11 protein-coding genes, 3 rRNA genes and 1 pseudogene are annotated in these 23,684 nt (G+C 68.9%); 3 read left to right on the forward strand and 12 right to left on the reverse strand.

Annotated features, from left to right (window positions below; genetic code table 11):
• Window positions 1-13 precede the first annotated feature (13 nt).
• The 7 genes and pseudogenes from ispG to GXP74_RS32625 all read right to left on the reverse strand — a co-directional run bounded on the left by ispG (window position 14) and on the right by GXP74_RS32625 (window position 12,370).
• Window positions 14-1,174, reverse strand: a complete 1,161-nt coding sequence (ispG, locus tag GXP74_RS32595) for a flavodoxin-dependent (E)-4-hydroxy-3-methylbut-2-enyl-diphosphate synthase (RefSeq protein WP_182454855.1) — start codon at window positions 1,172-1,174, stop codon at window positions 14-16.
• Window positions 1,175-1,350: 176 nt separating this feature from the next.
• A pseudogene (locus GXP74_RS32600) lies at window positions 1,351-2,657 on the reverse strand (RIP metalloprotease).
• Window positions 2,654-3,898, reverse strand: coding sequence for a 1-deoxy-D-xylulose-5-phosphate reductoisomerase (gene dxr / locus GXP74_RS32605; RefSeq protein ID WP_182454856.1), 1,245 nt, complete (start codon window positions 3,896-3,898; stop codon window positions 2,654-2,656). The pseudogene GXP74_RS32600 and the gene dxr overlap by 4 nt, the downstream one beginning before the upstream one ends.
• 70 nt (window positions 3,899-3,968) lie before the next feature.
• Window positions 3,969-6,488 (reverse strand): protease pro-enzyme activation domain-containing protein, encoded by a 2,520-nt coding sequence (locus GXP74_RS32610; protein WP_182454857.1) that lies wholly within the window; start codon window positions 6,486-6,488, stop codon window positions 3,969-3,971.
• A 271-nt stretch (window positions 6,489-6,759) separates the two neighbouring features.
• The gene (locus GXP74_RS32615) at window positions 6,760-8,205 is read right to left on the reverse strand and encodes an aldehyde dehydrogenase family protein (RefSeq protein WP_182456794.1); all 1,446 of its coding nucleotides are present in this window, start codon (window positions 8,203-8,205) and stop codon (window positions 6,760-6,762) included.
• Window positions 8,206-8,439: 234 nt separating this feature from the next.
• The gene (locus GXP74_RS32620) at window positions 8,440-10,050 is read right to left on the reverse strand and encodes a PucR family transcriptional regulator (protein ID WP_182454858.1); all 1,611 of its coding nucleotides are present in this window, start codon (window positions 10,048-10,050) and stop codon (window positions 8,440-8,442) included.
• 136 nt (window positions 10,051-10,186) lie between these two features.
• Complete coding sequence (locus GXP74_RS32625) at window positions 10,187-12,370, reverse strand: ATP-binding protein (RefSeq protein WP_182454859.1); 2,184 nt, start codon at window positions 12,368-12,370, stop codon at window positions 10,187-10,189.
• 211 nt (window positions 12,371-12,581) lie between these two features.
• Between GXP74_RS32625 and gabT the strand changes: the two genes are divergently transcribed.
• The 3 genes from gabT to GXP74_RS32640 all read left to right on the forward strand — a co-directional run bounded on the left by gabT (window position 12,582) and on the right by GXP74_RS32640 (window position 15,705).
• Entirely contained in the window at window positions 12,582-13,952 is a 1,371-nt protein-coding gene (gene gabT / locus GXP74_RS32630) for a 4-aminobutyrate--2-oxoglutarate transaminase (RefSeq protein ID WP_182454860.1), read from the forward strand.
• Between the two features lie 138 nt (window positions 13,953-14,090).
• Window positions 14,091-14,912: a phosphatase PAP2 family protein gene (locus GXP74_RS32635; RefSeq protein ID WP_182454861.1), complete on the forward strand. Its 822-nt coding sequence runs from the start codon at window positions 14,091-14,093 to the stop codon at window positions 14,910-14,912.
• Between the two features lie 10 nt (window positions 14,913-14,922).
• Complete coding sequence (locus GXP74_RS32640; protein WP_182454862.1) at window positions 14,923-15,705, forward strand: class I SAM-dependent methyltransferase; 783 nt, start codon at window positions 14,923-14,925, stop codon at window positions 15,703-15,705.
• A 31-nt stretch (window positions 15,706-15,736) separates the two neighbouring features.
• On the opposite strand, the gene rrf is transcribed toward GXP74_RS32640, so the two are convergent.
• The 5 genes from rrf to GXP74_RS32665 all read right to left on the reverse strand — a co-directional run bounded on the left by rrf (window position 15,737) and on the right by GXP74_RS32665 (window position 23,607).
• Window positions 15,737-15,852 (reverse strand): 5S ribosomal RNA (rrf, locus tag GXP74_RS32645).
• 81 nt (window positions 15,853-15,933) lie between these two features.
• Window positions 15,934-19,055 (reverse strand): 23S ribosomal RNA (locus GXP74_RS32650).
• 304 nt (window positions 19,056-19,359) lie between these two features.
• Window positions 19,360-20,878 (reverse strand): 16S ribosomal RNA (locus GXP74_RS32655).
• Together the 16S, 23S and 5S rRNA genes form the textbook arrangement of a ribosomal RNA operon.
• Window positions 20,879-21,359: 481 nt before the next feature.
• Complete coding sequence (locus GXP74_RS32660; RefSeq protein ID WP_182454863.1) at window positions 21,360-21,965, reverse strand: TetR/AcrR family transcriptional regulator; 606 nt, start codon at window positions 21,963-21,965, stop codon at window positions 21,360-21,362.
• Between the two features lie 118 nt (window positions 21,966-22,083).
• Window positions 22,084-23,607 carry a CoA-acylating methylmalonate-semialdehyde dehydrogenase gene (locus tag GXP74_RS32665; protein ID WP_182454864.1) on the reverse strand — a complete coding sequence of 508 codons (1,524 nt, stop codon included), beginning with the start codon at window positions 23,605-23,607 and terminating at the stop codon, window positions 22,084-22,086.
• Between the last annotated feature and the right edge of the window lie 77 nt (window positions 23,608-23,684).

Raw genomic sequence — 23,684 nt, forward strand, 5'->3', positions numbered from 1 at the left:
CGCCGTGCCACGGCTACTCGCTGACCTTGACGGAGGGCTCGCCGGAGGCGACGCCGTCGGCCTGCATCTCCTCGGCCAGCTTCAGGGCCTCCTCGATCAGGGTCTCCACGATCTTCGACTCCGGCACCGTCTTGATCACCTCGCCCTTGACGAAGATCTGACCCTTGCCGTTGCCCGACGCCACCCCCAGGTCGGCCTCCCGCGCCTCCCCCGGACCGTTCACCACACACCCCATCACCGCCACCCGCAACGGCACCTCCATCCCCTCAAGCCCCGCGGTGACCTCCTCCGCCAGCTTGTACACGTCCACCTGCGCCCGCCCGCACGACGGGCACGACACGATCTCCAGACCCCGCTGCCGCAGGTTCAACGACTCCAGGATCTGGTTCCCCACCTTGATCTCCTCCGCCGGCGGCGCCGACAACGAGACCCGGATCGTGTCCCCGATCCCCTCCGCCAGCAACGCCCCGAACGCCACCGCCGACTTGATCGTCCCCTGGAACGCCGGACCGGCCTCGGTCACCCCCAGGTGCAACGGGTAGTCACACGACGCCGCCAGCAACCGGTACGCCGCGATCATCACCACCGGGTCGTTGTGCTTCACCGAGATCTTGATGTCCCGGAACCCGTGCTCCTCGAACAACGAGCACTCCCACAGCGCCGACTCCACCAACGCCTCCGGCGTGGCCCTGCCGTACTTCTCCAGCAGCCGCCGGTCCAACGAACCCGCGTTCACCCCGATCCGGATCGGCACCCCGGCGTCCCCCGCCGCCTTCGCGATCTCCTTGACCTTGTCGTCGAACTGCCGGATGTTCCCCGGGTTCACCCGCACCGCCGCGCACCCCGCGTCGATCGCCGCGAACACGTACTTCGGCTGGAAGTGGATGTCCGCGATCACCGGGATCTGCGACTTGCGCGCGATCGTCGCCAACGCGTCCGCGTCGTCCTGCGAGGGACACGCCACCCGCACGATCTGGCAACCCGACGCCGTCAGCTCCGCGATCTGCTGCAACGTCGCGTTCACATCCGAGGTCAACGTCGTGGTCATCGACTGCACCGACACCGGCGCGTCACCACCCACCGGCACCGAACCGACCATGATCTGACGGCTCTTGCGCCGCACGGCGAGCGGCTTGAGCGGGGTGGACGGCATTCCGAGCGAGATCGCGGTCATCTCTGGTGTGTTCCCCAAGGTGAGGCGGCGGTCCGACCGGTTGTCCCGGGCGACCGGGTACGCCGGAAAGACCCCAGCGCTCCCGGCCCAACCGTACGCCACCGGGCCGACCGGGCTGAACTCCGGAGCGGCGCGGCAGCGCCCGTCGGGGCCGCCGCCGCGCCGCTTCCACCCGGTCAGCTCAGGCTGACCGGGTTCACCACGTCGGCGATCATCACCAGCACGGTGAAGCAGAGGAACACCCCGGCCACCACGTACGCCAACGGCATCAGCTTGGCGACGTCGAACGGGCCCGGGTCGGGACGCCGGAACACCCGGGCCGAGTTGCGCCGCAGCGCCTCCCACAGCGCCCCGGCGATGTGTCCGCCGTCCAGCGGCAGCAGCGGCAGCATGTTCAGCAGGAACAGCGACAGGTTCAGCCCGGCCAGCAGCGAGATCTCGGTGGCCAGCTTGTCCACCATCGGCGCCTTGGCCGCGAACACGTCGCCGCCGACCCGGGCCACGCCGACGATGCCGACCGGCTGGTCGGCGGTGCGCGGCTTGCCCTCGAAGGCGGAGTCCCACAGCGCCGGGATCTTCGACGGCAGCGCGGCCACCGAGTCGACGCTGGACTTGGCGAGCCCGCCCATCTTGTCCACGGTCGCGCCGAAGCCCAGGCCGACCGTGGGCTCCTGCGGCACGATGCCGAGGAACCCGGCCGGGGCCAGCTTGCCGGTGGCGGAGGTGGCGTTCGGGCTGTAGAGCTCGTTGCTGACGATCTTGGCCTGGCGGGTGAGCTTGGAGCCGTCCCGCTCGACCACGATCGGCACGGTCTTCCCGGTCGAGTCGCGGATGTCGCTCTGCAGCCGGGTGTAGTCGTGGATCGGGTCGCCGTCGAAGGCGACGATGGTGTCCCCCGGCTCGATCCCGGCGTCGTAGGCGGGGGTGTTCGCGGCGCCCTTCGGGCAGGTGGTGCTGGTCGCGGCGGTGTCGGCGGCGCTGACCACGCACTTGTACACGCTCTGCACGGTGGGTACCGGGGTGGGCTGGCCGAAGCCCATGAACAGCACCAGGAACAGCCCGACTGCCAGGATCAGGTTCATGAACGGGCCACCGAACATCACGATGACCCGCTGCCACGGCTTGCGGGTGTAGAACAGCCGGGTGTCGTCGCCGGGCAGCAGCTCCTCGTAGGACTGCTCGCGGGCGTCCTCGATCATGCTGCGCCAGGGCGAGCTGCTGCGGGCCACGACCTTGCCGTCGGCCCCCGGGGGAACATCCCGATCATGCGGATGTAGCCACCCATCGGGATGGCCTTGATGCCGTACTCGGTCTCGCCCCGCTTCCGCGACCAGATGGTCGGACCGAAGCCGACCATGTACTGCGGCACCCGGATCTTGAAGAGCTTCGCCCAGGTCAGGTGACCGAGCTCGTGCCACGCGATCGAGACCAGCAGTCCGAGCGCGAAGATCACAACGCCGATCACCATCATCAGTGCCGTCATCGGCCGCCTTCCTCCCTCACATACGCCGCGGTGGTGGCGCGGGCCCAGGCTTCCGCTGCCAGGACGTCGTCCAGGGTCAGCGGGGTTCCCCGGTCGGGTGTGCCGTGTTCGGCGACCACCTTGGCCACGGTATCCACGATCCCTGTGAACGGCAGCCGCCCCTGGCGGAAGGCCTCCACGCACTCCTCGTTCGCGGCGTTGAACACGGCCGGGGCGGTCCCGCCCAGCGTGCCGACCTCGCGGGCCAGACCGACCGAGGGGAAGGCGTCGGTGTCCAGCGGCTCGAACTCCCAGGTCGACGCCTTGGTCCAGTCGATCGCGGGGGCGGCGTCCGGCACCCGGTCCGGCCAGCCGATGCCGAGCGACAGCGGCATCCGCATGTCCGGCGGGCTGGCCTGCGCCAGCGTCGAGCCGTCGGTGAACTCCACCATCGAGTGGATCACCGACTGCGGATGGACCACCACCTCGATCCGCTCGAACGGGATGTCGTAGAGCAGGTGCGCCTCGATCACCTCAAGCCCCTTGTTGACCAGGGTCGCCGAGTTGATCGTGATCACCGGGCCCATGTCCCAGTTCGGGTGGGCCAGCGCCTGCTCCGGGGTGACCCCGGCCAGCTGCTCCCTGGTCCGGCCGCGGAACGGGCCGCCGCTGGCGGTGACCACCAGCTTGCGCACCTCCCGCTTGGCCCCGGCCATCAGGCACTGGAACAGCGCGGTGTGCTCCGAGTCGACCGGGACGATCTGGCCCGGCTCGGCGAGGGCCTTGACCAGCGGCCCGCCGACGATCAGCGACTCCTTGTTGGCGAGCACCAGCACCCGCCCGGCGGCCAGCGCGGCCAGCGTCGGCGCCAGGCCGATGGACCCGGTGATGCCGTTCAGCACCGAGTGGCACGCGGATCCGGCCAGTTCGGTCGCCGCGTCCGGCCCGGCGGTGATCTCCGGCAGCCGCTGCCCGGGCGCGGCCTGCGCCCGCAGCGCCGCCCGCAGCGGCTCCACCGCCTCCGTCCGGGCCACCGCGACCGTGTCCACCCCGAGCCGCAGCGCCTGCTCGGCCAGCAGCTCCACCCGGCCCCCGGCGGCGGACAGGCCGACCACCCGGAACCGCTCCGGATTGCGCAGCACCACATCGATGGCCTGGGTCCCGATGGAACCGGTGGAACCGAGGATCACCAGTTCGCGGGGGCCGGTGGGGTCGCTGACGACAGGTTCGAACCGCAGGTGCGGGTCGGCGAGAGAGTCCATGGGGACCATTGTGGCCTGCCGCGCCGACAACGCCGCCGCCCCGGCACCGCGGGGCGGCGGCGGACCCGGCTCACTCGCCGTTCGGGTGGTCCTTGAACCAGGTCAGGAACCCGGGGGCAGGACTGCCGATGCCGGTGGTGTCGTCGTACCCGGCGGTGGTCCGCAGCGAGGTGTCCCGGTCGCCCTCCAGCAGCACCGGGTTGCCCGCGGAGTCCCCGGTGACCTGCTCCGGCTCGTGGCCCAGCGCCGGCGGCGAGGCCACCACGTCGCGGAACTGCGAGGTGCCGTAGAGCTTGTAGAGGACCGGGTCGGCGAAGCCCAGCGGGCTTCCGGACGCCTGGACCGCCAGCGCCTCCATGCCGGTGAACAGCGGGCTGGCCAGGCTGGTGCCGCCGATCGCCTGGACCGCGTAGCTCGCCCCGGTCTCCCGGTAGACCACGCCCATGCCGTCCGAACTGGGCTCGGAGGTGACCGTGCCGGTGCTCTCACCGACCAGGAACGGGGTGTAGGCGGAGGCCAGCATGGCCACGTCCGGCAGCACCCGGGCGGCCGCGGTCCGGCCGCTCCGGGTCGCGACCGACTGCGGGACGACGCTCTGCTGGTACGGCGGCTGGACGAACACCGCGCTCGGCCCGCCGCCGCCCGCGCCCTCGAACTTGGCGCCGCTGGTGGCCCAGCTGCCGCCGTCCAGCGAGTAGGCCTCGTCGCCCCAGCCGGTCTCCCACAGGTACTGGCCCTGCGAGCCGATGCCCAGGGTGGTGCCGCCGACGCCGGTGGCGAAGGGGTTGTCGGCCGGTTCGTTGACCGTCGGCGCGGCGGAGGGGTTGGCGCCCACGGTGAAGTCGCCGTTGTCGCCGGTGGAGAAGTTGAAGCTGATGCCCTCGGCCGCGCCCTGCTCGAAGATCTGGGTCTCGGCCTGGAAGTTCGCCTTGTCGCCGACGTCCTCCAGGATCCCCCAGGAGCAGGTGACCAGCTCGGCGCTGTGGTTCTCGACGATGGTCTGCAGCGGCGCGTCCAGGTCGGCCGCGCTGTCCGACTGGGCCGCGTAGTAGATGATCTTCGCCGCCGGCGCCATGGTGTGCAGCGCCTCGATGTCCAGGGTCTCCTCGCCGTACCAGCCCTGGGCGTCGCTCGCGGTGGTGTCGGCGCCGAAGTGCGCGGGTATCTCCTGGGTCAGCTGGAGCGGCGGCAGACCGGTCTGCTTGTCGTACTGAGCCACGTCCGACGCGATCGTCGGCGAGGCGAAGGCGTCGACCACCGCGATGGTCACGCCCTGGCCGTCGAGGCCGCTGGCCGCGGCCCCGTAGGCGCTGCGCAGCTGGTCGGGGTTGTAGCCGCAGGCGGCCACCGGCGGGGTGCCGCCGGAACCGGGGCCCGGCGGGTAGCCGGTGGCCGGGTTCTGCCCGTAGTACTGGCTGCACCTGAGCGCGCCGTCGTCGTTCGGCGACGCCTTGCCGTCCGCCGGGAAGCTCCGGCCGCCGCCCAGCATCGTCTTCAGCGCGGCGGCGTTGGCCCTGACCTTCCTCACGCTGTCGCCGCTGATGGACGGGGTGACCGGGCTGCTGGTGGTCAGACCGGTGACGGCGGAGATGTACTGGCCGATGTCGGCCGGGTACTGCGGCTGCGAGGTGGTCGACAGGTCCACCCGGCCGTCGTGCCTGAACCGGTCGATCCGGATCTTCAGCACCGAGTTCACCTTGCCGACGGTGGTGCGCACCACCACCGACTCACTGTCCTGCGACAGGATCGTCATCTTGTTCTGCTGGATCCACTGCACCACCGCCTGGCTGGCGTTGGGGGTGTTCACGAACTTCGCCTGAAACTGAGCCGTCGTCAGGAACTTGTGGTAGTCCGACGATCCGGGGGTGCCGACGGCGGTCGCGTACTGGTCCAGGCTCTGCGGGGACGCCTTGGCGAAGTAGACGGTACCGGTCACCACCGTGCTCGGGTCGGCCGGACCGAGGTCGTTCGCGGCCGTGGCCCAGCTCGGCCGGGACCAGGAGCTGCCCCCGGCGAGGGTGGTGGTGACCGCCCCGCCGGTACCGCCGCCGCCCGTGCCGCCGCCGCTGTTCCCCTTGTGGGTCGCGGCTATCGCGCCGCCGCCGACCACGACCACCAGCGCCAGCAGGATGGCCAGGTTCCGGCCCCGGTGCCGCCGCCGACCGCCACCGCCGGAACCGCCATGGCCGCCGGGACCGGGCCCCCCGGAACCGGGACCGTCCGGTCCGCCCGGGCCGCCGCCGTTCGGCGGCTGCTGCGGCGGGGGCTGCTGACCGCCGTACGGGTTCTGCGGGTACTGCGGGCTCTGCGGGTACTGCGGGTACTGCGGCGGGGGCTGCTGCTGCGGGTATCCCTGCGGCGGCGCGCCGTAGGGGTTCTGCGGCGGCGGGTACCCCTGCGGCGGCCCGTACGGGTTCTGCGGCGGCTGTTGCGGCGCACCGTACGGGGGCTGCTGCTGCGGTGCGCCGTACGGCGGCTGCTGCGGGTGGCCGTAGGGCTGCTGGGGCTGCGGCTGGCGGCCGTAAGGTGGCTGCGGCGGAGGGCTGCCCTGCGGGCGGCGCGGTTCCTGGCCGTATGGCGGGTAGCTCACTTGGGGCCTGTTCTCCTAGGACAGAACAGGGGGAACGAACCGCGAAGCCTGGTGTTCCCCCGGTTTCAAGCTTCATGTCGCGCGTCGGTCGGCATAGTACAGACCGGTCGCGGATCCCGTGCCGGGCCAACCTGACAGGTCACCAGCTGACAGGTCACCAGGGGTGGAGAAGACAATGATCCCGGGGTGGGAGCGCGACCGACCGCGCTCCCACCCCGGGATCAGCTCGGGGGAACCGTTACCGCAGGGTTCCGTTACCGCCGACGGCCCGTCACAGCGCCAGCCCGGTCAGCACCAGCACCCGCTCGTAGGTGTAGTCGCCCATGGCGAAGGCCACGCCCTCGCGCCCCACGCCGGAGTCCTTGACCCCGCCGTACGGCATCTGGTCGGCGCGGTAGGAGGGCGCGTCACCGACGATCACGCCGCCGACCTCCAGCTCCCGGTGCGCCCGGAACGCGGTCTGCACGTCGTGGGTGAACACCCCGACCTGGAGCCCGAACCGGGAGTCGTTGACCGCGGCGAACGCCTCGTCCGTGCCCTCGACCCGGTGCAGCGTCAGGACCGGTCCGAAGACCTCCTCGGTGTCCAGCTTGACCCCGGCGGGCACGGCCGCGAGCACGGTCGGCGCGTAGCTCGCGCCCTCGCGCTTGCCGCCCGCGAGCAGCTGCGCCCCGGCGGCCACGGCCTCGTCCACCCAGGCCTCGACCCGCTGCGCGGCGGCCTCGTTCACCAGCGGGCCGACGTCCACGGAGTCGTCCGCCGGGTTCCCGGTGACCTGCTCGCCGACCTTGGCGACGACCTTCTCGACCAGCCGGTCGTAGACGCCGGCGTCGGCGATGACCCGCTGCACCGAGATGCAGGACTGGCCGCCCTGGTAGTTGGCGAAGGCCGCGATCCGGGTCGCCGCCCAGTCCAGGTCGGCCTCGCTGGACCAGTCCGCGAGCACCACGGCGGCGGCGTTGCCGCCGAGCTCCAGGGTGACGTGCTTGCGCGGCACCGAGTCCAGGATCTGGTAGCCCACGACGTCGGAGCCGGTGAACGAGATCACCGGCAGCCGCCGGTCCTGGACCAGGGCGGGCATCCGGTCGTTGGCGACCGTCAGCACGCTCCAGGACCCGGCGGGCAGCTCGGTCTCGGCCAGGATCTCGCCGAGCACCAGGGCGGAAAGCGGGGTGGCCGGGGCCGGCTTGAGGATGATCGGGGCGCCGACCGCGATCGCCGGGGCGACCTTGTGCGCGACCAGGTTCAGCGGGAAGTTGAACGGCGCGATGCCGAGCACCGCACCGCGCGGGAAGCGGCGGGTCAGCGCGAGCCGTCCGGTGCCGCCCGCGTCGGTGTCCAGCCGCTGGCCCTCACCGCTGTTGAAGCGCCGGGCCTCCTCGGCCGCCCAGCGGAACACCGAGGCGGCGCGGCCGACCTCGCCGCGCGCCCACTTGATCGGCTTGCCGTTCTCGGCGGTGATCAGCCGGGCCAGTTCCTCGGTGCGCTCGGTCAGCCGCTTGGCGACGTGGTCGAGCGCCGCGGCGCGGACGTACGCCGGGGTCGCGGCGAACTCGTCGCACACCGCGTGGGCGGCGGCCACGGCCTCCTCGACCTGCGCCTCGGTGGGGACGCTGACGGTCCCGACCAGGCTGTCGTCCCAGGGGTGGTGGACCTCGAAGGACTCCGTGCCGTGCTCCTGCCGACCCGCCAGCCAGAATGCGTAGGTGCTGGTCACCGAGGTCACCGGCCTTTCTGCTGCGTCCCGGACCGGGAGCCGGCCGGGGAGGGGGATGTCTGCCTCCACGGTAGGACGCGACCCGCCCGGTGAAATTTGTCCGAACCGTAGAAGTGCGCGGCGGCGGCAGTACGGACTGGCCTGTCGTTCCGGCGGCCCTCGGTGCGAGCTCCGGATACGGGCTCTCGGCCCGACCGGTACGCCCGGTGCGCTTGGTACGCCCGGTACGACCGCTCAGCGCTCGCCGCGGGCCCGCAGCGCCAGCCACAGCTCCATCCGCACGTCCGCGTCGTCCAGTGACCGGCCGAGCAGTTCCTCCACCCGGCGCATCCGGTAGCGCAGGGTGTGCCGGTGCACGCCCAGGTCGGCGGCGGCCGCGTCCCACTGGCCGTGGTGCGACAGCCACGCGTACAGGCTCGCCTCCAGGTCGCCGCGCGCGGTCAGGTCGTGCTCGCGCAGCGGGCGCAGCAGGCCGTCCGAGAAGGCCAGCACCGCCTCGTTCGCCAGCAGTGGCAGCAGCGACCCGCTGCCCACCTCGTCGTGGTCCACACTGCGGCGACCGCTGCGCAGCGCCACCGCCAGCGCCCGCTCGGCCTGGGTGTAGGCGGTGGCGGCCGACTCCGGGGTCGCCGGTCCGGAGATCCCCAGGCAGACCGACTCCAACTGCTGCACCGCCGCCACGCAGTCGGTGTGCACCGCCCCGCCGTCGGTCGCCAGCAGCACCAGCCGCTCGCCCTCGGAGGCCAGCAGCACCGGTTCCCCGGCCCGGACGGCGGACTGCTCGGCCAGGTCGCCCAGCGACGCCAGCGCCTCACCCTCGGCGAGCAGCACCCGTACCGTCCCCTCCGGCAGGCCGCCGAGCAGCGCCCCGGCGACCTGCCGGGCGACCGCGGTCTCGCCTGCCAGCACCAGCCGCAGCAGCGCCGTGCGCATCCGCTCCTCGGCCTGGCGCAGGTCCCGGGACCGCTCCAGGGTCAGCGTGAGCAGCGCCACCGCGGCGTTCAGCACGTAGCGCTCGCCGGGGGTCAGCCGGTCCTCGGTGCCGACCGCCAGGAAGCCCCGGGCCCGGCGGTCCGCGCCCAGCGACTGGAGCACCACGAAGTCCCCGGTCTGCGGCTCCTCCGGCTGCTCGGCGTCGGGCGCCTCGGCGTCCGGCCGTCCGCCGCCCTGGAGCGCGGCGCTGGTCGGCGCCCGCTGGCTGCGCAGCCGGTCCACCTCGGGACGCAGCCGCCCGGCGCGACGGGCGGCCCAGTCCGGGGCGGCGACCACCACCGCGCCGGACGCGTCGTACAGCGCCGCCCAGCCGCCGAGGCGCGCGGCCAGGCGTCCGATCAGGGCCGTGGTGCCGTCCTTGCCGAGGGCCGCGCGGGTCAGCTCCTCCTGGGCCTCGAAACTGGTGGTGACCGCCTGGTACTGCTCGGCGGCGAGCGCCGCCGTGACCGCCTTGCTGATCGCGATGAACGGCGTCGGCTGCGGGACCTGGAGCAGCGGCAGCTCCCGTTCCGCCGCCGCCTCCACCAGCGCCGCCGGGACCTCCCCGTACGACAGGCCGATGCCGAAGCCGAGGCCGGCCACCCCGGCGTCGGCCAGCCGGTACACGTACTGCCGCAGCCGGTCCTTGCCCCGCCCGAGCTTCAGCCCGGTGGTGAGCAGCAGCTCGCCGCCCTCCAGGTACGGGGCCGGGTCGTCCAGCTCACTGGTGTGCACCCAGCGGACCGGGCGGTCCAGCTGCGCCTCCCCGGCGAGCACGGTCAGGTGCAGCCCTGGCATCGCGACCAGGGCGCTCAGGGTGACGGTGGTCGCGGGGGCGAGGGGGGCCCGGGCTGCTGCGCTCTTGGGAGACATGTCACCTTCGACGGCGGAGGCTGCCCGCGACGCTGCGGACGGCTTGGTTCCTGGCCGCCGAGGACAACGGCCACCTCCGATTCTGCCGTACCGTCGCAGTGCCCGCCGGGCGACCCCTTGATCCCGGCGCCGCCGCTCAGCCGCGCAGATCGACCAGCAGCGGCGGGACCGGGGTGCCGTCCACCGCCGTCAGCGACAGCACCGCGTGCCCGCCCGGCAGCAGTTGGGCCAGGTCCGAGGGGGACCAGCGGCGGCGTTCCACCCTTCGGGTGGTGACGCTCTCGGTCTGCGCCTTCTCTCCTTCCAGGACCGCCCTGGCGCTGCGCCAGGTGCGCTTCAGGAAGCCGCCGGAGGTGTCCGGCGCCCGGGTCACGTCCTTCTCGTCGACCCAGACCGTGCCCCAGGTCTCGGCGAACAGGGTGCCGTCCCAGGGAGCGATCCCGGGGAAGGCCATCCGGCCGCCGACCGCCCCGAACAGCGGCTCCCGCAGCGCTTCCGGCAGGTCGGCGAGGGTGCGCAGCAGCAGCACCGCTCCGGCCCGGGCCCCGCGCAGCCGCTGGAGTCCGCGCACGGTGTGCGTGTCGATCACACCGGAGGCGTCGTCCACCACCAGTCCGGCGAAGAGCGAGCGGTCCTGCCGGGTCCCGGCCGCGTGCAGGAACTGCGCGACCGCCAGCCGGGCCATGATCCGGGCCGCCTCCGGGTGGCTGTGCTCCGGCAGCCGCAGCCGCACCCGCAGCGGATGGTCCAGCGCGTGCATCGCGAACAGCGGCATGCTGTCCGGCACCACCCCGGCCGGGCTCGCCGAGGGGTTGAAGCAGCCCGCGAACACCGGCCGGTCCAGCAGCGCCAGCCGGTCCGCCAGCAGCACCCCGGGATCGTCGCCCTGGCCCCGGGTCCGCTCCCGCTGTGCCAGCTCGTGCCGGTACTCCTCCAACAGCCCGGCGGCGTGCAGCGCCTGCCGCAGCCCGTCCCAGGCCTCCGGTTCACCGCGCAGCAGCAGCGACAGCTCGCGCACCCCGGGCGGACGCCCGTGCGCCGCCCGGAACGGGCCGACGACCTGCTGCATCGCCTGCCGGGCGCTGTCGGTGCGGGCGGCCAGCTCGTCCGGCAGCAGCGCGTCCGCCAGCTGCGCGGCCGCGGCGTCGGCGGACCGCGCGCCGCCGAAGAGGTCCAGGCCGTACCACGACCGGGCCGCGCCGGGCGCGATCACCACGTCGTACCAGGAGTCCGGGCCCAGGTCGGCGCCGTCGCCGCCGACCACCACCACGACCGCCGTCCCGGACAGCGCCTGCAGGCACAGCGCCTCGGCGACCGGGCGGGCCAGCCGCGCGGTCTTGCCGGTCCCGGCGGGCCCGACCGCGAGCAGCGAGGTACCGAGCAGCACCGGGTCCAGCGCCACCTCCGTGCCCCGGTACTCGGCGGGGTTCTTCGGCACGTCCTCGGCCCGGCCGAGCCGCACCTGCCCCAGCAGCAGATCGTGCTGCGCGCCGCGCCCGGCCAGGTCGCGGACGCCCGAAGGGTGCGCGCAGGCGGCGGCGCCGTGGTCGCGGACGGCGTCCAGCAGCGCGGTCAGCCGGTCCGGGTGGTCGCGAACGCACTCCAGCGCGCGGCTGAGCCGCTGGTGGTCGATGTCGGCGACCCGCCCCTGTGCGGTCTCCTGCTCCACCAGCGCCAGATCCTCCGGATGCACCAGTGGCCGGAACTCCCGCCAGGGGTCGACCGGCTGCGGCTGCACGCCGCCCTGCACCGGGATGCTCACCCGCCCCTCCCCGGCCCCGGACAGCCGCCGCACGGCAGCCCGCGCCACCGGCAGCCCGTACCGGCGCCAGACCAGCGGCCACCGCCCCATCCCGCCGAACACCCTGACCAGCAGCGCGATCACAACAGCCTGCGTAGCCAGCTGAATCACGATGCCAGTGAGTCCATTCCGCCATGAGGTCGGAATGATCGTGGACACAAAGGAAAGGACGAAACCGATCAGGTAGTAGAACACCTCCCAGGCCACCACCAGGTTGAGCAGTGCGCGCAGCAGCAGTTTCCAGGCAGGGGTGGTGGTCGCCGCGTCCTCCTGCTCGTGCTTCACCCGCGGAGCCGGTCCCAGCCCGTACACCCCCGGTGTCCCGACGTGCCGCGGCGCCGCCAGCCACCCGGCCAGGTCGAACCCCGGCCCCCCTGCGCCGACCGCCCGCGGACGCGCCCCCGGCACCGCCGTGGCCTGCGGCGGCAGCCCGCGGGGGGGCTCCTTCGGAGGCGGCGGATACGACACCGATTCGTTCATCTGCCCGGACTGCCGCTCCCGCGCGCCTTCCAGTGACATCGCAGTACCGCTCCTCGCGCGCGCCCCACCCCGTCGAAAGCTCTCAATCTAGTGCAGCGCGACGCCCCCTGAGCAGAGGCACGCGGCCACGCGGGCGATGTCCGGCCCGGCCAACTCCGACGCCGCTCCACTCCCCTTCGGCGTATGCGACCCCCTCCCCACCGTCGTAGCCTGCCAGTACCAGCCCACCCCTCTCTCAGGGAGACACCTCATGAGCGCTGCTCCGTCCAGCGCCGGGCAGCTGCCCGGCGGCCCGTCGCTCCCCCAGGAGCGCCGCATCGTCACCGCCATCCCCGGCCCGAAGTCGCAGGAGCTCCAGGCGCGCAAGCTCGCCGCGGTAGCCGCCGGCGTCGGCACCACCCTGCCGGTGTACATCACCCGCGCAGGCGGCGGTGTGGTGGAGGACGTCGACGGCAACTCCCTGATCGACTTCGGTGCGGGCATCGCCGTGACCAACGTCGGCAACAGCGCGCAGGCGGTCGTGGACCGCGCCGCCGCGCAGCTCGCCGCGTTCACCCACACCTGTTTCATGGTCACCCCGTACGAGGGCTACGTCGCCGTCGCCGAGCAGCTCAACGAGCTGACCCCGGGCGACCACGAGAAGCGCAGCGCGCTGTTCAACTCCGGCGCCGAGGCCGTCGAGAACGCGGTCAAGATCGCCCGCGCCTACACCAAGCGCACCGCCGTCGTGGTCTTCGACCACGGCTACCACGGCCGCACCAACCTCACCATGGGCATGACGGCGAAGAACATGCCGTACAAGCAGGGCTTCGGCCCGTTCGCGCCCGAGGTCTACCGGGTCCCGGTGGCCTACCCCTACCGCTGGCTGACCGGTGCGGAGAACGCCGCCGCCGACGCCGCCGCCCAGGCCATCGACATCATCACCAAGCAGATCGGCGCCGACAACGTCGCCGCCATCGTGATCGAGCCGATCCAGGGCGAGGGCGGCTTCATCGAGCCGGCCAAGGGCTTCCTCCCGGCGATCGTCGAGTTCGCCCGCGCCAACGGCATCGTCTTCGTCGCGGACGAGATCCAGACCGGCTTCTGCCGCACCGGCCAGTGGTTCGCCTGCGAGGACGAGGGCATCGTCCCCGACCTGATCACCACCGCCAAGGGCATCGCCGGCGGCCTGCCGCTGGCGGCCGTCACCGGCCGCGCCGAGATCATGGACGCGGCCCACGGCGGCGGCCTCGGCGGCACCTACGGCGGCAACCCGGTCGCCTGCGCCGCCGCCCTCGGCTCCATCGAGACGATGAAGGAGCTGGACCTCAACGCCAAGGCCCAGGCCATCGGCGCCACCATGCTGCCGCGCCTGCACGCCATGCAGGAGAAGCACGACATCATCGGCGACGTCCGGGGCCGGGGCGCGATGATCGCGGTCGAGCTGGTCAAGCCCGGCAGCAAGGACCCCAACCCGGAGGCCACCGCCGCCATCGCCAAGGCCTGCCACGCCCAGGGCCTGCTGGTCCTCACCGCGGGCACCTACGGCAACGTGCTCCGTTTCCTGCCGCCGCTGGTCATGCCCGAGCACCTGCTCGCCGAGGGCCTGGACATCCTCGACAGCGTGTTCGACGCGCTCTGACCCGACGTCCCACACCCCCTCCGCACCCCTTCTTCAGCCCCGACCCCCAAGCGCAGGCGTGAAGAAGGTGTGCGGACCTGATGGCGGGTGGGTGAGGCGGCCCATTACCCGCCTCCCGGTGACGTACTGTCATGACAGATGGAGAAGCAGCGCCCGCCGGTGACCGACCCTCACCGGCGACACACCGCCGAGGACACCACGGCGAGCTCCGGCTCGCGCCCCCTCAGCCGATCGACCGTCCGTCGCGCCCACACCCCCCGGGCAGAGCGGACCGGCGATCACCACAGCCACCCCGGGGCTCTCCCCCCTGCTCCGGGGTGGCTTCTCCGCGTCCTGGAGTCGGTCTGGCTGCCGGTGGTACTGCTGCTCGTGCTGGCCCTGCTCACCGAGCAGGTGGCCACCCACGGTCCACTGCTCGCCGTCGACCGCTGGGTCCGCCGCGACACGCTGCACCTGGTCGCGGAGAACCCGTACCCGTGGCTCGACCACCTCGCCGAGTGGTGGACCGACCTCGGCAGCTCCACCATCGCGATCGGCCTGCTGGTCGGCGCGACCCTGGCAGCGGCCCTGCGGGCCCGCTCCTGGCAGCCGCTGCTCAGCGCGACGCTGGCCGGAGCCGCGCTGTTCGCCACCGTCATCCCCGGGAAGATCCTGATCGGCCGCCCGGGTCCCGAAGGCCAACCGGTCGGCCCGGGCGACTGGGGCTGGTTCCCTTCCGGCCACACCAGCACGGCCAGCGTCTGCCTCGGCACCGCCGCCTGGCTGCTCGCCCTCGGCTGTGCCTCGGCCCGGCTCCGCCGCCTGCTCTACACGACCACCACGCTGCTGTGCGCGGGTGTCGGTGTCTGCCTCATCTGGCGGGACTACCACTGGTTCCTCGACGTCCTCGCCGGGTGGTGCCTCAGCGGCGTGATCCTGTGGTCGCTAATTCGCTGGTCCCCCCGGGCCTCGGGTAGGTAGCCTCCGGGCCGTGACAGCCCACTCAACCCGCCGGTTCTACGACGACCTCGCCGACGAGTACCACCTGCTCTACCCGGACTGGCAGGCCGGAGTGGAGCGTCAGGGAGCCGCGCTCGACCGGCTGATCCACGACCGGCTCGGGCCCGGCGGTCAGCGGATCTGGGACTGCGCCTGCGGTATCGGAACCCAGGCCCTCGGCCTGGCCGCCCGGGGACACGACGTCCTCGGTACCGACCTCAGCCCGGCCGCGGCCGCCCGCGCGGCCCGCGAGGCCGACGCCCGGGGCCTGCGGCTGCGCACCGCGGCGGGCGACATGCGTCGGCCACCGGTGGCGGCGGACGCCTTCGACGTCGTCCTGTGCGCCGACAACTCCCTGGCCCACCTGCTCACCGAGGCAGACATCAACGCCGCACTGCGCGCGATGCACCGCAGCCTGCGCCCCGGCGGCCTGCTGCTGCTCGGGATGCGCGACTACGAGCAGGCCCGCGCGGAACAGCGCCCGGCAACCCTCCCGCAGGTCACCCCCACCGAGGCCGGTCGCAGCATCAGCTTCCAGCTGTGGCACTGGCACCCGGACGGCGAGCGCTACGACCTGGAGCACATCCAACTGCTCCCGAACGGCGCCCACAGTGACGACTGGCAGGTCCGCGTCCGCCGAGCCACTTCCTGGGCACTGAGCCACACCCAGATCAGCGACCTGGTCACCGCCGCCGGCTTCCGCGACGCCACCTGGCTCACCCCGCAGCAGACCGGTTTCATCCAACCGATCCTCAACGCAAACAAGGCCCCCTGACTCTGGGTCAGGGGGCCTTGCTCTAAAGGTTGTTCGGCGGCGTCCTACTCTCCCACAGGGTCCCCCTGCAGTACCATCGGCGCTATGAGGCTTAGCTTCCGGGTTCGGGATGTAACCGGGCGTTTCCCTCACGCTATGACCACCGAAACACTATGAAGTTGACCGCACACCACTCCTCACGGAGCGGGGGTCGTTCCTTCAGAACAACACAGTGGACGCGTAGCAACTATGGACAAGCCCTCGGCCTATTAGTACCGGTCAGCTCCACCCCTCACAGGGCTTCCACATCCGGCCTATCAACCCAGTCGTCTACTGGGAGCCTTAACCACTCAAGGTGGTGGGAGCCCTCATCTCGAAGCAGGCTTCCCGCTTAGATGCTTTCAGCGGTTATCCCTCCCGAACGTAGCCAACCAGCCATGCCCTTGGCAGGACAACTGGCACACCAGAGGTTCGTCCGTCCCGGTCCTCTCGTACTAGGGACAGCCCTTCTCAAGACTCCTACGCGCGCAGCGGATAGGGACCGAACTGTCTCACGACGTTCTAAACCCAGCTCGCGTACCGCTTTAATGGGCGAACAGCCCAACCCTTGGGACCTACTCCAGCCCCAGGATGCGACGAGCCGACATCGAGGTGCCAAACCATCCCGTCGATATGGACTCTTGGGGAAGATCAGCCTGTTATCCCCGGGGTACCTTTTATCCGTTGAGCGACGGCGCTTCCACAAGCCACCGCCGGATCACTAGTCCCTGCTTTCGCACCTGCTCGACCCGTCGGTCTCACAGTCAAGCTCCCTTGTGCACTTACACTCAACACCTGATTGCCAACCAGGCTGAGGGAACCTTTGGGCGCCTCCGTTACATTTTAGGAGGCAACCGCCCCAGTTAAACTACCCACCAGACACTGTCCCTGATCCGGATCACGGACCCAGGTTAGACATCCAGCACGACCAGAGTGGTATTTCAACGACGACTCCACAACCACTGGCGTGGCCGCTTCAAAGTCTCCCACCTATCCTACACAAGCCGAACCGAACACCAATATCAAGCTATAGTAAAGGTCCCGGGGTCTTTCCGTCCTGCTGCGCGAAACGAGCATCTTTACTCGTAATGCAATTTCACCGGGCCTATGGTTGAGACAGTCGAGAAGTCGTTACGCCATTCGTGCAGGTCGGAACTTACCCGACAAGGAATTTCGCTACCTTAGGATGGTTATAGTTACCACCGCCGTTTACTGGCGCTTAAGTTCTCAGCTTCGCCAGGTCGAAACCAAGCTAACCGGTCCCCTTAACGTTCCAGCACCGGGCAGGCGTCAGTCCGTATACATCGCCTTACGGCTTCGCACGGACCTGTGTTTTTAGTAAACAGTCGCTTCTCGCTGGTCTCTGCGGCCGGCCACAGCTCAAGGAGCAAGTCCCATCACCACAACCGGCCCCCCTTCTCCCGAAGTTACGGGGGCATTTTGCCGAGTTCCTTAACCATAGTTCACCCGAACGCCTCGGTATTCTCTACCTGACCACCTGAGTCGGTTTGGGGTACGGGCCGCCATGAAACTCGCTAGAGGCTTTTCTCGACAGCATAGGATCATCCACTTCACCACAATCGGCTCGGCATCAGGTCTCAGCCTTAATGAGTGACGGATTTGCCTATCACTCGACCTACACCCTTACCCCGGGACAACCACCGCCCGGGCTGGACTACCTTCCTGCGTCACCCCATCGCTCACCTACTACCCTGTTGGATCAGCGGCTCCACCACTCCTCTTCACCCGAAGGATCCGAGACGGCTTCACGGCCTTAGCATCCAGAGGTTCGACGTTGGCGCTTCAAAGCGGGTACGGGAATATCAACCCGTTGTCCATCGACTACGCCTGTCGGCCTCGCCTTAGGTCCCGACTTACCCTGGGCAGATCAGCTTGACCCAGGAACCCTTGGTCAATCGGCGCAAGAGTTTCCCACTCTTGTATCGCTACTCATGCCTGCATTCTCACTCGTATACCGTCCACGACTGGCTTCCGCCGCCGCTTCACCCGGCACACGACGCTCCCCTACCCATCACAGCCCCCGTTAGGAGTTAAGCTGCAATGACACGGCTTCGGCGGTGTACTTGAGCCCCGCTACATTGTCGGCGCGGAATCACTTGACCAGTGAGCTATTACGCACTCTTTAAAGGGTGGCTGCTTCTAAGCCAACCTCCTGGTTGTCTCTGCGACTCCACATCCTTTCCCACTTAGCACACGCTTAGGGGCCTTAGCCGGTGTTCTGGGCTGTTTCCCTCTCGACCATGGAGCTTATCCCCCACAGTCTCACTGCCGCGCTCTCACTTACCGGCATTCGGAGTTTGGCTAAGGTCAGTAACCCGGTGGGGCCCATCGCCTATCCAGTGCTCTACCTCCGGCAAGAAACACGCGACGCTGCACCTAAATGCATTTCGGGGAGAACCAGCTATCACGGAGTTTGATTGGCCTTTCACCCCTAACCACAGGTCATCCCCCAGGTTTTCAACCCTGGTGGGTTCGGTCCTCCACACGGTCTTACCCGCGCTTCAACCTGCCCATGGCTAGATCACTCCGCTTCGGGTCTTGGGCGCGCTACTCAACCGCCCTATTCGGACTCGCTTTCGCTACGGCTACCCCACACGGGTTAACCTCGCAACACACCGCAAACTCGCAGGCTCATTCTTCAAAAGGCACGCAGTCACGACAACATGTGCAAGCACACGCTGCGACGCTCCCACGGCTTGTAGGCACACGGTTTCAGGTACTATTTCACTCCGCTCCCGCGGTACTTTTCACCATTCCCTCACGGTACTGTCCGCTATCGGTCACTAGGGAATATTTAGGCTTAGCGGGTGGTCCCGCCAGATTCACACGGAATTTCTCGGGCTCCGTGCTACTTGGGAAAGACTCAAGAGAGCCGTACAGGTTTCGTCTACGGGGGTCTTACCCTCTACGCCGGACCTTTCGCATGTCCTTCGACTACCCATACGGTTTCTGACTCCCCGACCAACCGGCAGATTGATCAAGAATCTTCCCACGACCCCGAAGTGGCAACCCCTGCCGGGTATCACACCACAACGGTTTAGCCTCATCCGATTTCGCTCGCCACTACTCTCGGAATCACGGTTGTTTTCTCTTCCTGCGGGTACTGAGATGTTTCACTTCCCCGCGTTCCCTCCACACTGCCTATGTGTTCAGCAGCGGGTGACAGCCCATGACGACTGCCGGGTTTCCCCATTCGGACACCCCCGGATCAAAGCTCGGTTGACAGCTCCCCGGGGCCTATCGCGGCCTCCCACGTCCTTCATCGGTTCCTAGTGCCAAGGCATCCACCGTGCGCCCTTAAAAACTTGGCCACAGATGCTCGCGTCCACTGTGCAGTTCTCAAGCAACGACCAACCACCCATCACCCCCACACACGAAGCGTGAAGTTCACTGGGGTCGGCGTCTGAAGACCAGCCATACGGCCGCGCCCTCAGGACCCAACAACGTGCCCGACACAACCAACCAACCACCGCGTTCCACGCGCCGAAGCGCAGTACTAACCATGACCAACTGATCGTGCCGAATAGTCAACGTTCCACCCATGAGCGAACCACCGTCAGACATTCGCTGACGTCATGGCCCTCTGGCCGCCGAAGCGGCAGAAGTGCTCCTTAGAAAGGAGGTGATCCAGCCGCACCTTCCGGTACGGCTACCTTGTTACGACTTCGTCCCAATCGCTGGTCCCACCTTCGACAGCTCCTTCCCTTACGGGTTAGGCCACCGGCTTCGGGTGTTACCGACTTTCGTGACGTGACGGGCGGTGTGTACAAGGCCCGGGAACGTATTCACCGCAGCAATGCTGATCTGCGATTACTAGCAACTCCGACTTCATGGGGTCGAGTTGCAGACCCCAATCCGAACTGAGACCGGCTTTTTGAGATTCGCTCCACCTCGCGGTATCGCAGCTCATTGTACCGGCCATTGTAGCACGTGTGCAGCCCAAGACATAAGGGGCATGATGATTTGACGTCGTCCCCACCTTCCTCCGAGTTGACCCCGGCAGTCTCCTGTGAGTCCCCGGCATAACCCGCTGGCAACACAGAACGAGGGTTGCGCTCGTTGCGGGACTTAACCCAACATCTCACGACACGAGCTGACGACAACCATGCACCACCTGTATACCGACCACAAGGGGGCGACCATCTCTGGCCGTTTCCGGTATATGTCAAGCCTTGGTAAGGTTCTTCGCGTTGCGTCGAATTAAGCCACATGCTCCGCTGCTTGTGCGGGCCCCCGTCAATTCCTTTGAGTTTTAGCCTTGCGGCCGTACTCCCCAGGCGGGGAACTTAATGCGTTAGCTGCGGCGCGGACCACGTGGAATGTGACCCACACCTAGTTCCCAACGTTTACGGCGTGGACTACCAGGGTATCTAATCCTGTTCGCTCCCCACGCTTTCGCTCCTCAGCGTCAGTAATGGCCCAGAGATCCGCCTTCGCCACCGGTGTTCCTCCTGATATCTGCGCATTTCACCGCTACACCAGGAATTCCGATCTCCCCTACCACACTCTAGCCTGCCCGTATCGAATGCAGACCCGGAGTTAAGCCCCGGGCTTTCACATCCGACGCGACAAGCCGCCTACGAGCTCTTTACGCCCAATAATTCCGGACAACGCTCGCACCCTACGTATTACCGCGGCTGCTGGCACGTAGTTAGCCGGTGCTTCTTCTGCAGGTACCGTCACTTGCGCTTCTTCCCTGCTGAAAGAGGTTTACAACCCGAAGGCCGTCATCCCTCACGCGGCGTCGCTGCATCAGGCTTTCGCCCATTGTGCAATATTCCCCACTGCTGCCTCCCGTAGGAGTCTGGGCCGTGTCTCAGTCCCAGTGTGGCCGGTCGCCCTCTCAGGCCGGCTACCCGTCGTCGCCTTGGTAGGCCATTACCCCACCAACAAGCTGATAGGCCGCGGGCTCATCCCAGATCGCCGGAGCTTTCCACGCACACCCCATGCGGAGATGCGTCGTATCCGGTATTAGCACCGGTTTCCCGGTGTTGTCCCAGAATCTGGGGCAGATTGCCCACGTGTTACTCACCCGTTCGCCACTGATCCACCCCGAAGGGCTTCACCGTTCGACTTGCATGTGTTAAGCACGCCGCCAGCGTTCGTCCTGAGCCAGGATCAAACTCTCCGTGAATGATTACCCGTAATCGAGTCACCACTCGCGTTGAGCGGCACAGCAACCGGCGGAATAGCCGATCCCGTGCACTGCGTCCTCGCTAGTGTTTTGTGCATCAAAGGAACCTCGTCCGATCAACGGACGGGGTATCAACATATCTGGCGTTGACTTTTGGCACGCTGTTGAGTTCTCAAGGAACGGACGCTTCCTTCAAGACCCTTTCACCGGTCTCTCCGGGCGCTTCGTTCTTCGTTTTCTAGCTTACCAGACCGTTTCCGGCCCGATTTCCCGCCGCCCCGCGCCGTTTCCGGCCCGTTCCGACGAGTGAAACCTTAGCGGAACCACGCCACCGATGCGAAATCCACCGGTTTTCGTTCGCCCACCACAATTCTCGGAAAATCACACACCAAAGAAGGCCGTGCGATCTGTTCCAGGGATTGGCCGCCACCGCAGACACGCAGGGCAACTCGAAGGACACTACGCACCCGGTCAACCGATGTCAAACCAGCTCAGTGGTCGACTGTCGGTGGACCGCTGCGGCCACGACCGCGCCCAGGCTGGCGGCGACCTGGTGGATCGGCGAGCAGTCCTGCTGGACCTTCGCCAGCAGCAGTGCACCCTGGATGCCCGAGAGCACGAGCTCCGCCAGAGGTGCCGCCTCCGGCTGCGGCACACCCCACGCCCCCATGAGCAGGGTCAGCCCGGCCAGCCATCCGCCGTAGGCCTCCGAACAGGCCTGGCGGATCTGCTCGTTGTCACCGGAGGTCTCCATGGCAACGGTCGCGATCGGGCAGCCCTCGCGGAAGCCGGACTCCGCCAGCGGACCGGCGAACAGGTTCCCGAGGGTGACGATCGCGGTCGCTGGGTCCGTCGCCTGGAGCATCGCCTCGCGGATCTGCGCGCCGAGTTCCCCGGCGGACAGGGTGACCGCCTCGGCGGCGAGCTGTTCCTTTCCGCCGGGGAAGTGGAAATAGAGCGATCCCTTGGGCGCATTGCTCTCGCTGAGCAGCTGGTTGAGCCCGGTGCCGTGGTAGCCCTGACGTCGGAAGAGCGTCGCGGCGGTCCGCAGCACCCTCGACCGCGTCTCTGGGCGGGGATTGGCCATGTCCTGATAGTAGGGCGACTGGTCTACTTACACAAGTGCATCACGTGCCCGCCGACCGCAAAGGGCCCGGCCCGGAGACGGCGAGTGCGTCTCCGGGCCGGGCCCCTGGGGTCGAGCGTCAGGCGTTGGTGGGGAAGCCCAGGTTCAGGCCGCCGTGGCTCGGGTCGAGCCAGCGCGAGGTCACGGCCTTGCCCCGGGTGAAGAAGTTGACGCCGTCGGCACCGTAGGCGTGGCTGTCCCCGAACAGGGAGGCCTTCCAGCCGCCGAAGGAGTAGTACGCGACCGGGACCGGGATCGGCACGTTGATGCCGACCATGCCGACCTCGACCTCGTTCTGGAAGCGGCGGGCGGCACCACCGTCGTTGGTGAAGATGGCGACGCCGTTGCCGTACGGGTTGCTGTTGATCAGCTCCAGCCCCTCCTCGTAGGAGGAGACGCGGACGACCGAGAGCACCGGGCCGAAGATCTCGTCGTTGTAGACCGACATGCCGGGCTTGACGTGGTCGAACAGGGTCGGGCCGAGCCAGAAGCCGTCCGCCGTCGGCTCGCCGTGCTTGTCCGCGTCGGTGATCGGGTGCTTGCGGCCGTCGACGGCCAGCTCCGCGCCGTCGGCCACGCCGGACTCCAGGTAGGAGGTGACCTTGTCCCGGTGCACGCCGGTGACCAGCGGGCCCATGTCCGAGTCGCCGTTGCAGCCCGGGCCGACCTTCAGGGTGGCCATCCGCTGCTTGATCTTCTCGACCAGCTCGTCGCCGATCGGGTCGACGGCCACCAGCACGGACACCGCCATGCAGCGCTCACCGGCCGCGCCGAAGCCCGCGTTGATCGCGGAGTCGGCGGCCAGGTCGAGGTCCGAGTCGGGCAGGACCAGCATGTGGTTCTTGGCGCCGCCGAGGGCCTGCACGCGCTTGCCGTAGCGGGTCCCGGTCTCGTAGACGTAGCGGGCGATCGGGGTCGAGCCCACGAAGGAGACGGACTTGACGTCCGGGTGCTCCAGCAGCCGGTCGACGGCGACCTTGTCGCCGTGCACGACGTTGAAGACACCGTCCGGCAGACCGGCTTCCTTCCACAGCTCCGCCAGGAAGTTGGCGGCCGAGGGGTCCTTCTCGGAGGGCTTGAGGATGACCGTGTTCCCGGCCGCGACCGCGATCGGGAAGAACCACATCGGCACCATCGCCGGGAAGTTGAACGGCGAGATGATCGCGACCGGGCCGAGCGGCTGGCGGATCGAGTAGACGTCGACGCCGGTGGAGGCCTGCTCGGTGAAGCCGCCCTTGAGCAACTGCGGGATGCCGCAGGCGTACTCGACGACCTCCTGGCCGCGAGCGATCTCGCCGAGGGCGTCGGAGTGCACCTTGCCGTGCTCGGCGACGATGATCGCGGCCAGCTCGTCCTTGCGCGCGTTCAGCAGCTCACGGAAGTTGAACAGGACCGTGGTGCGCTTGGCCAGGGACGCGTTGCGCCAGTCGGGGAAGGCCGCGACGGCGGCGCTGACGGCCGCGTCGACGTCCCCGATGGCGGCGAAGTCGACCTGGCCGGTGACCTTGCCGGTGGCCGGGTCGAAGATGTCACCGCGACGCGAGGCGCTGTCCGCGTTGGCTACCTGACGGCCGCCGATCCAGTGGGTGATGTGCTTGCTCAACGTCTGCCTCCGAGGTCGGGCGAGGCACACAAGGGTCACAGAGCGAGTGCCGCGCGATTTCCATTGTGGTTCGCGCC

The organism is Streptacidiphilus sp. P02-A3a, assembly GCF_014084105.1.
GTDB lineage: Bacteria > Actinomycetota > Actinomycetes > Streptomycetales > Streptomycetaceae > Streptacidiphilus.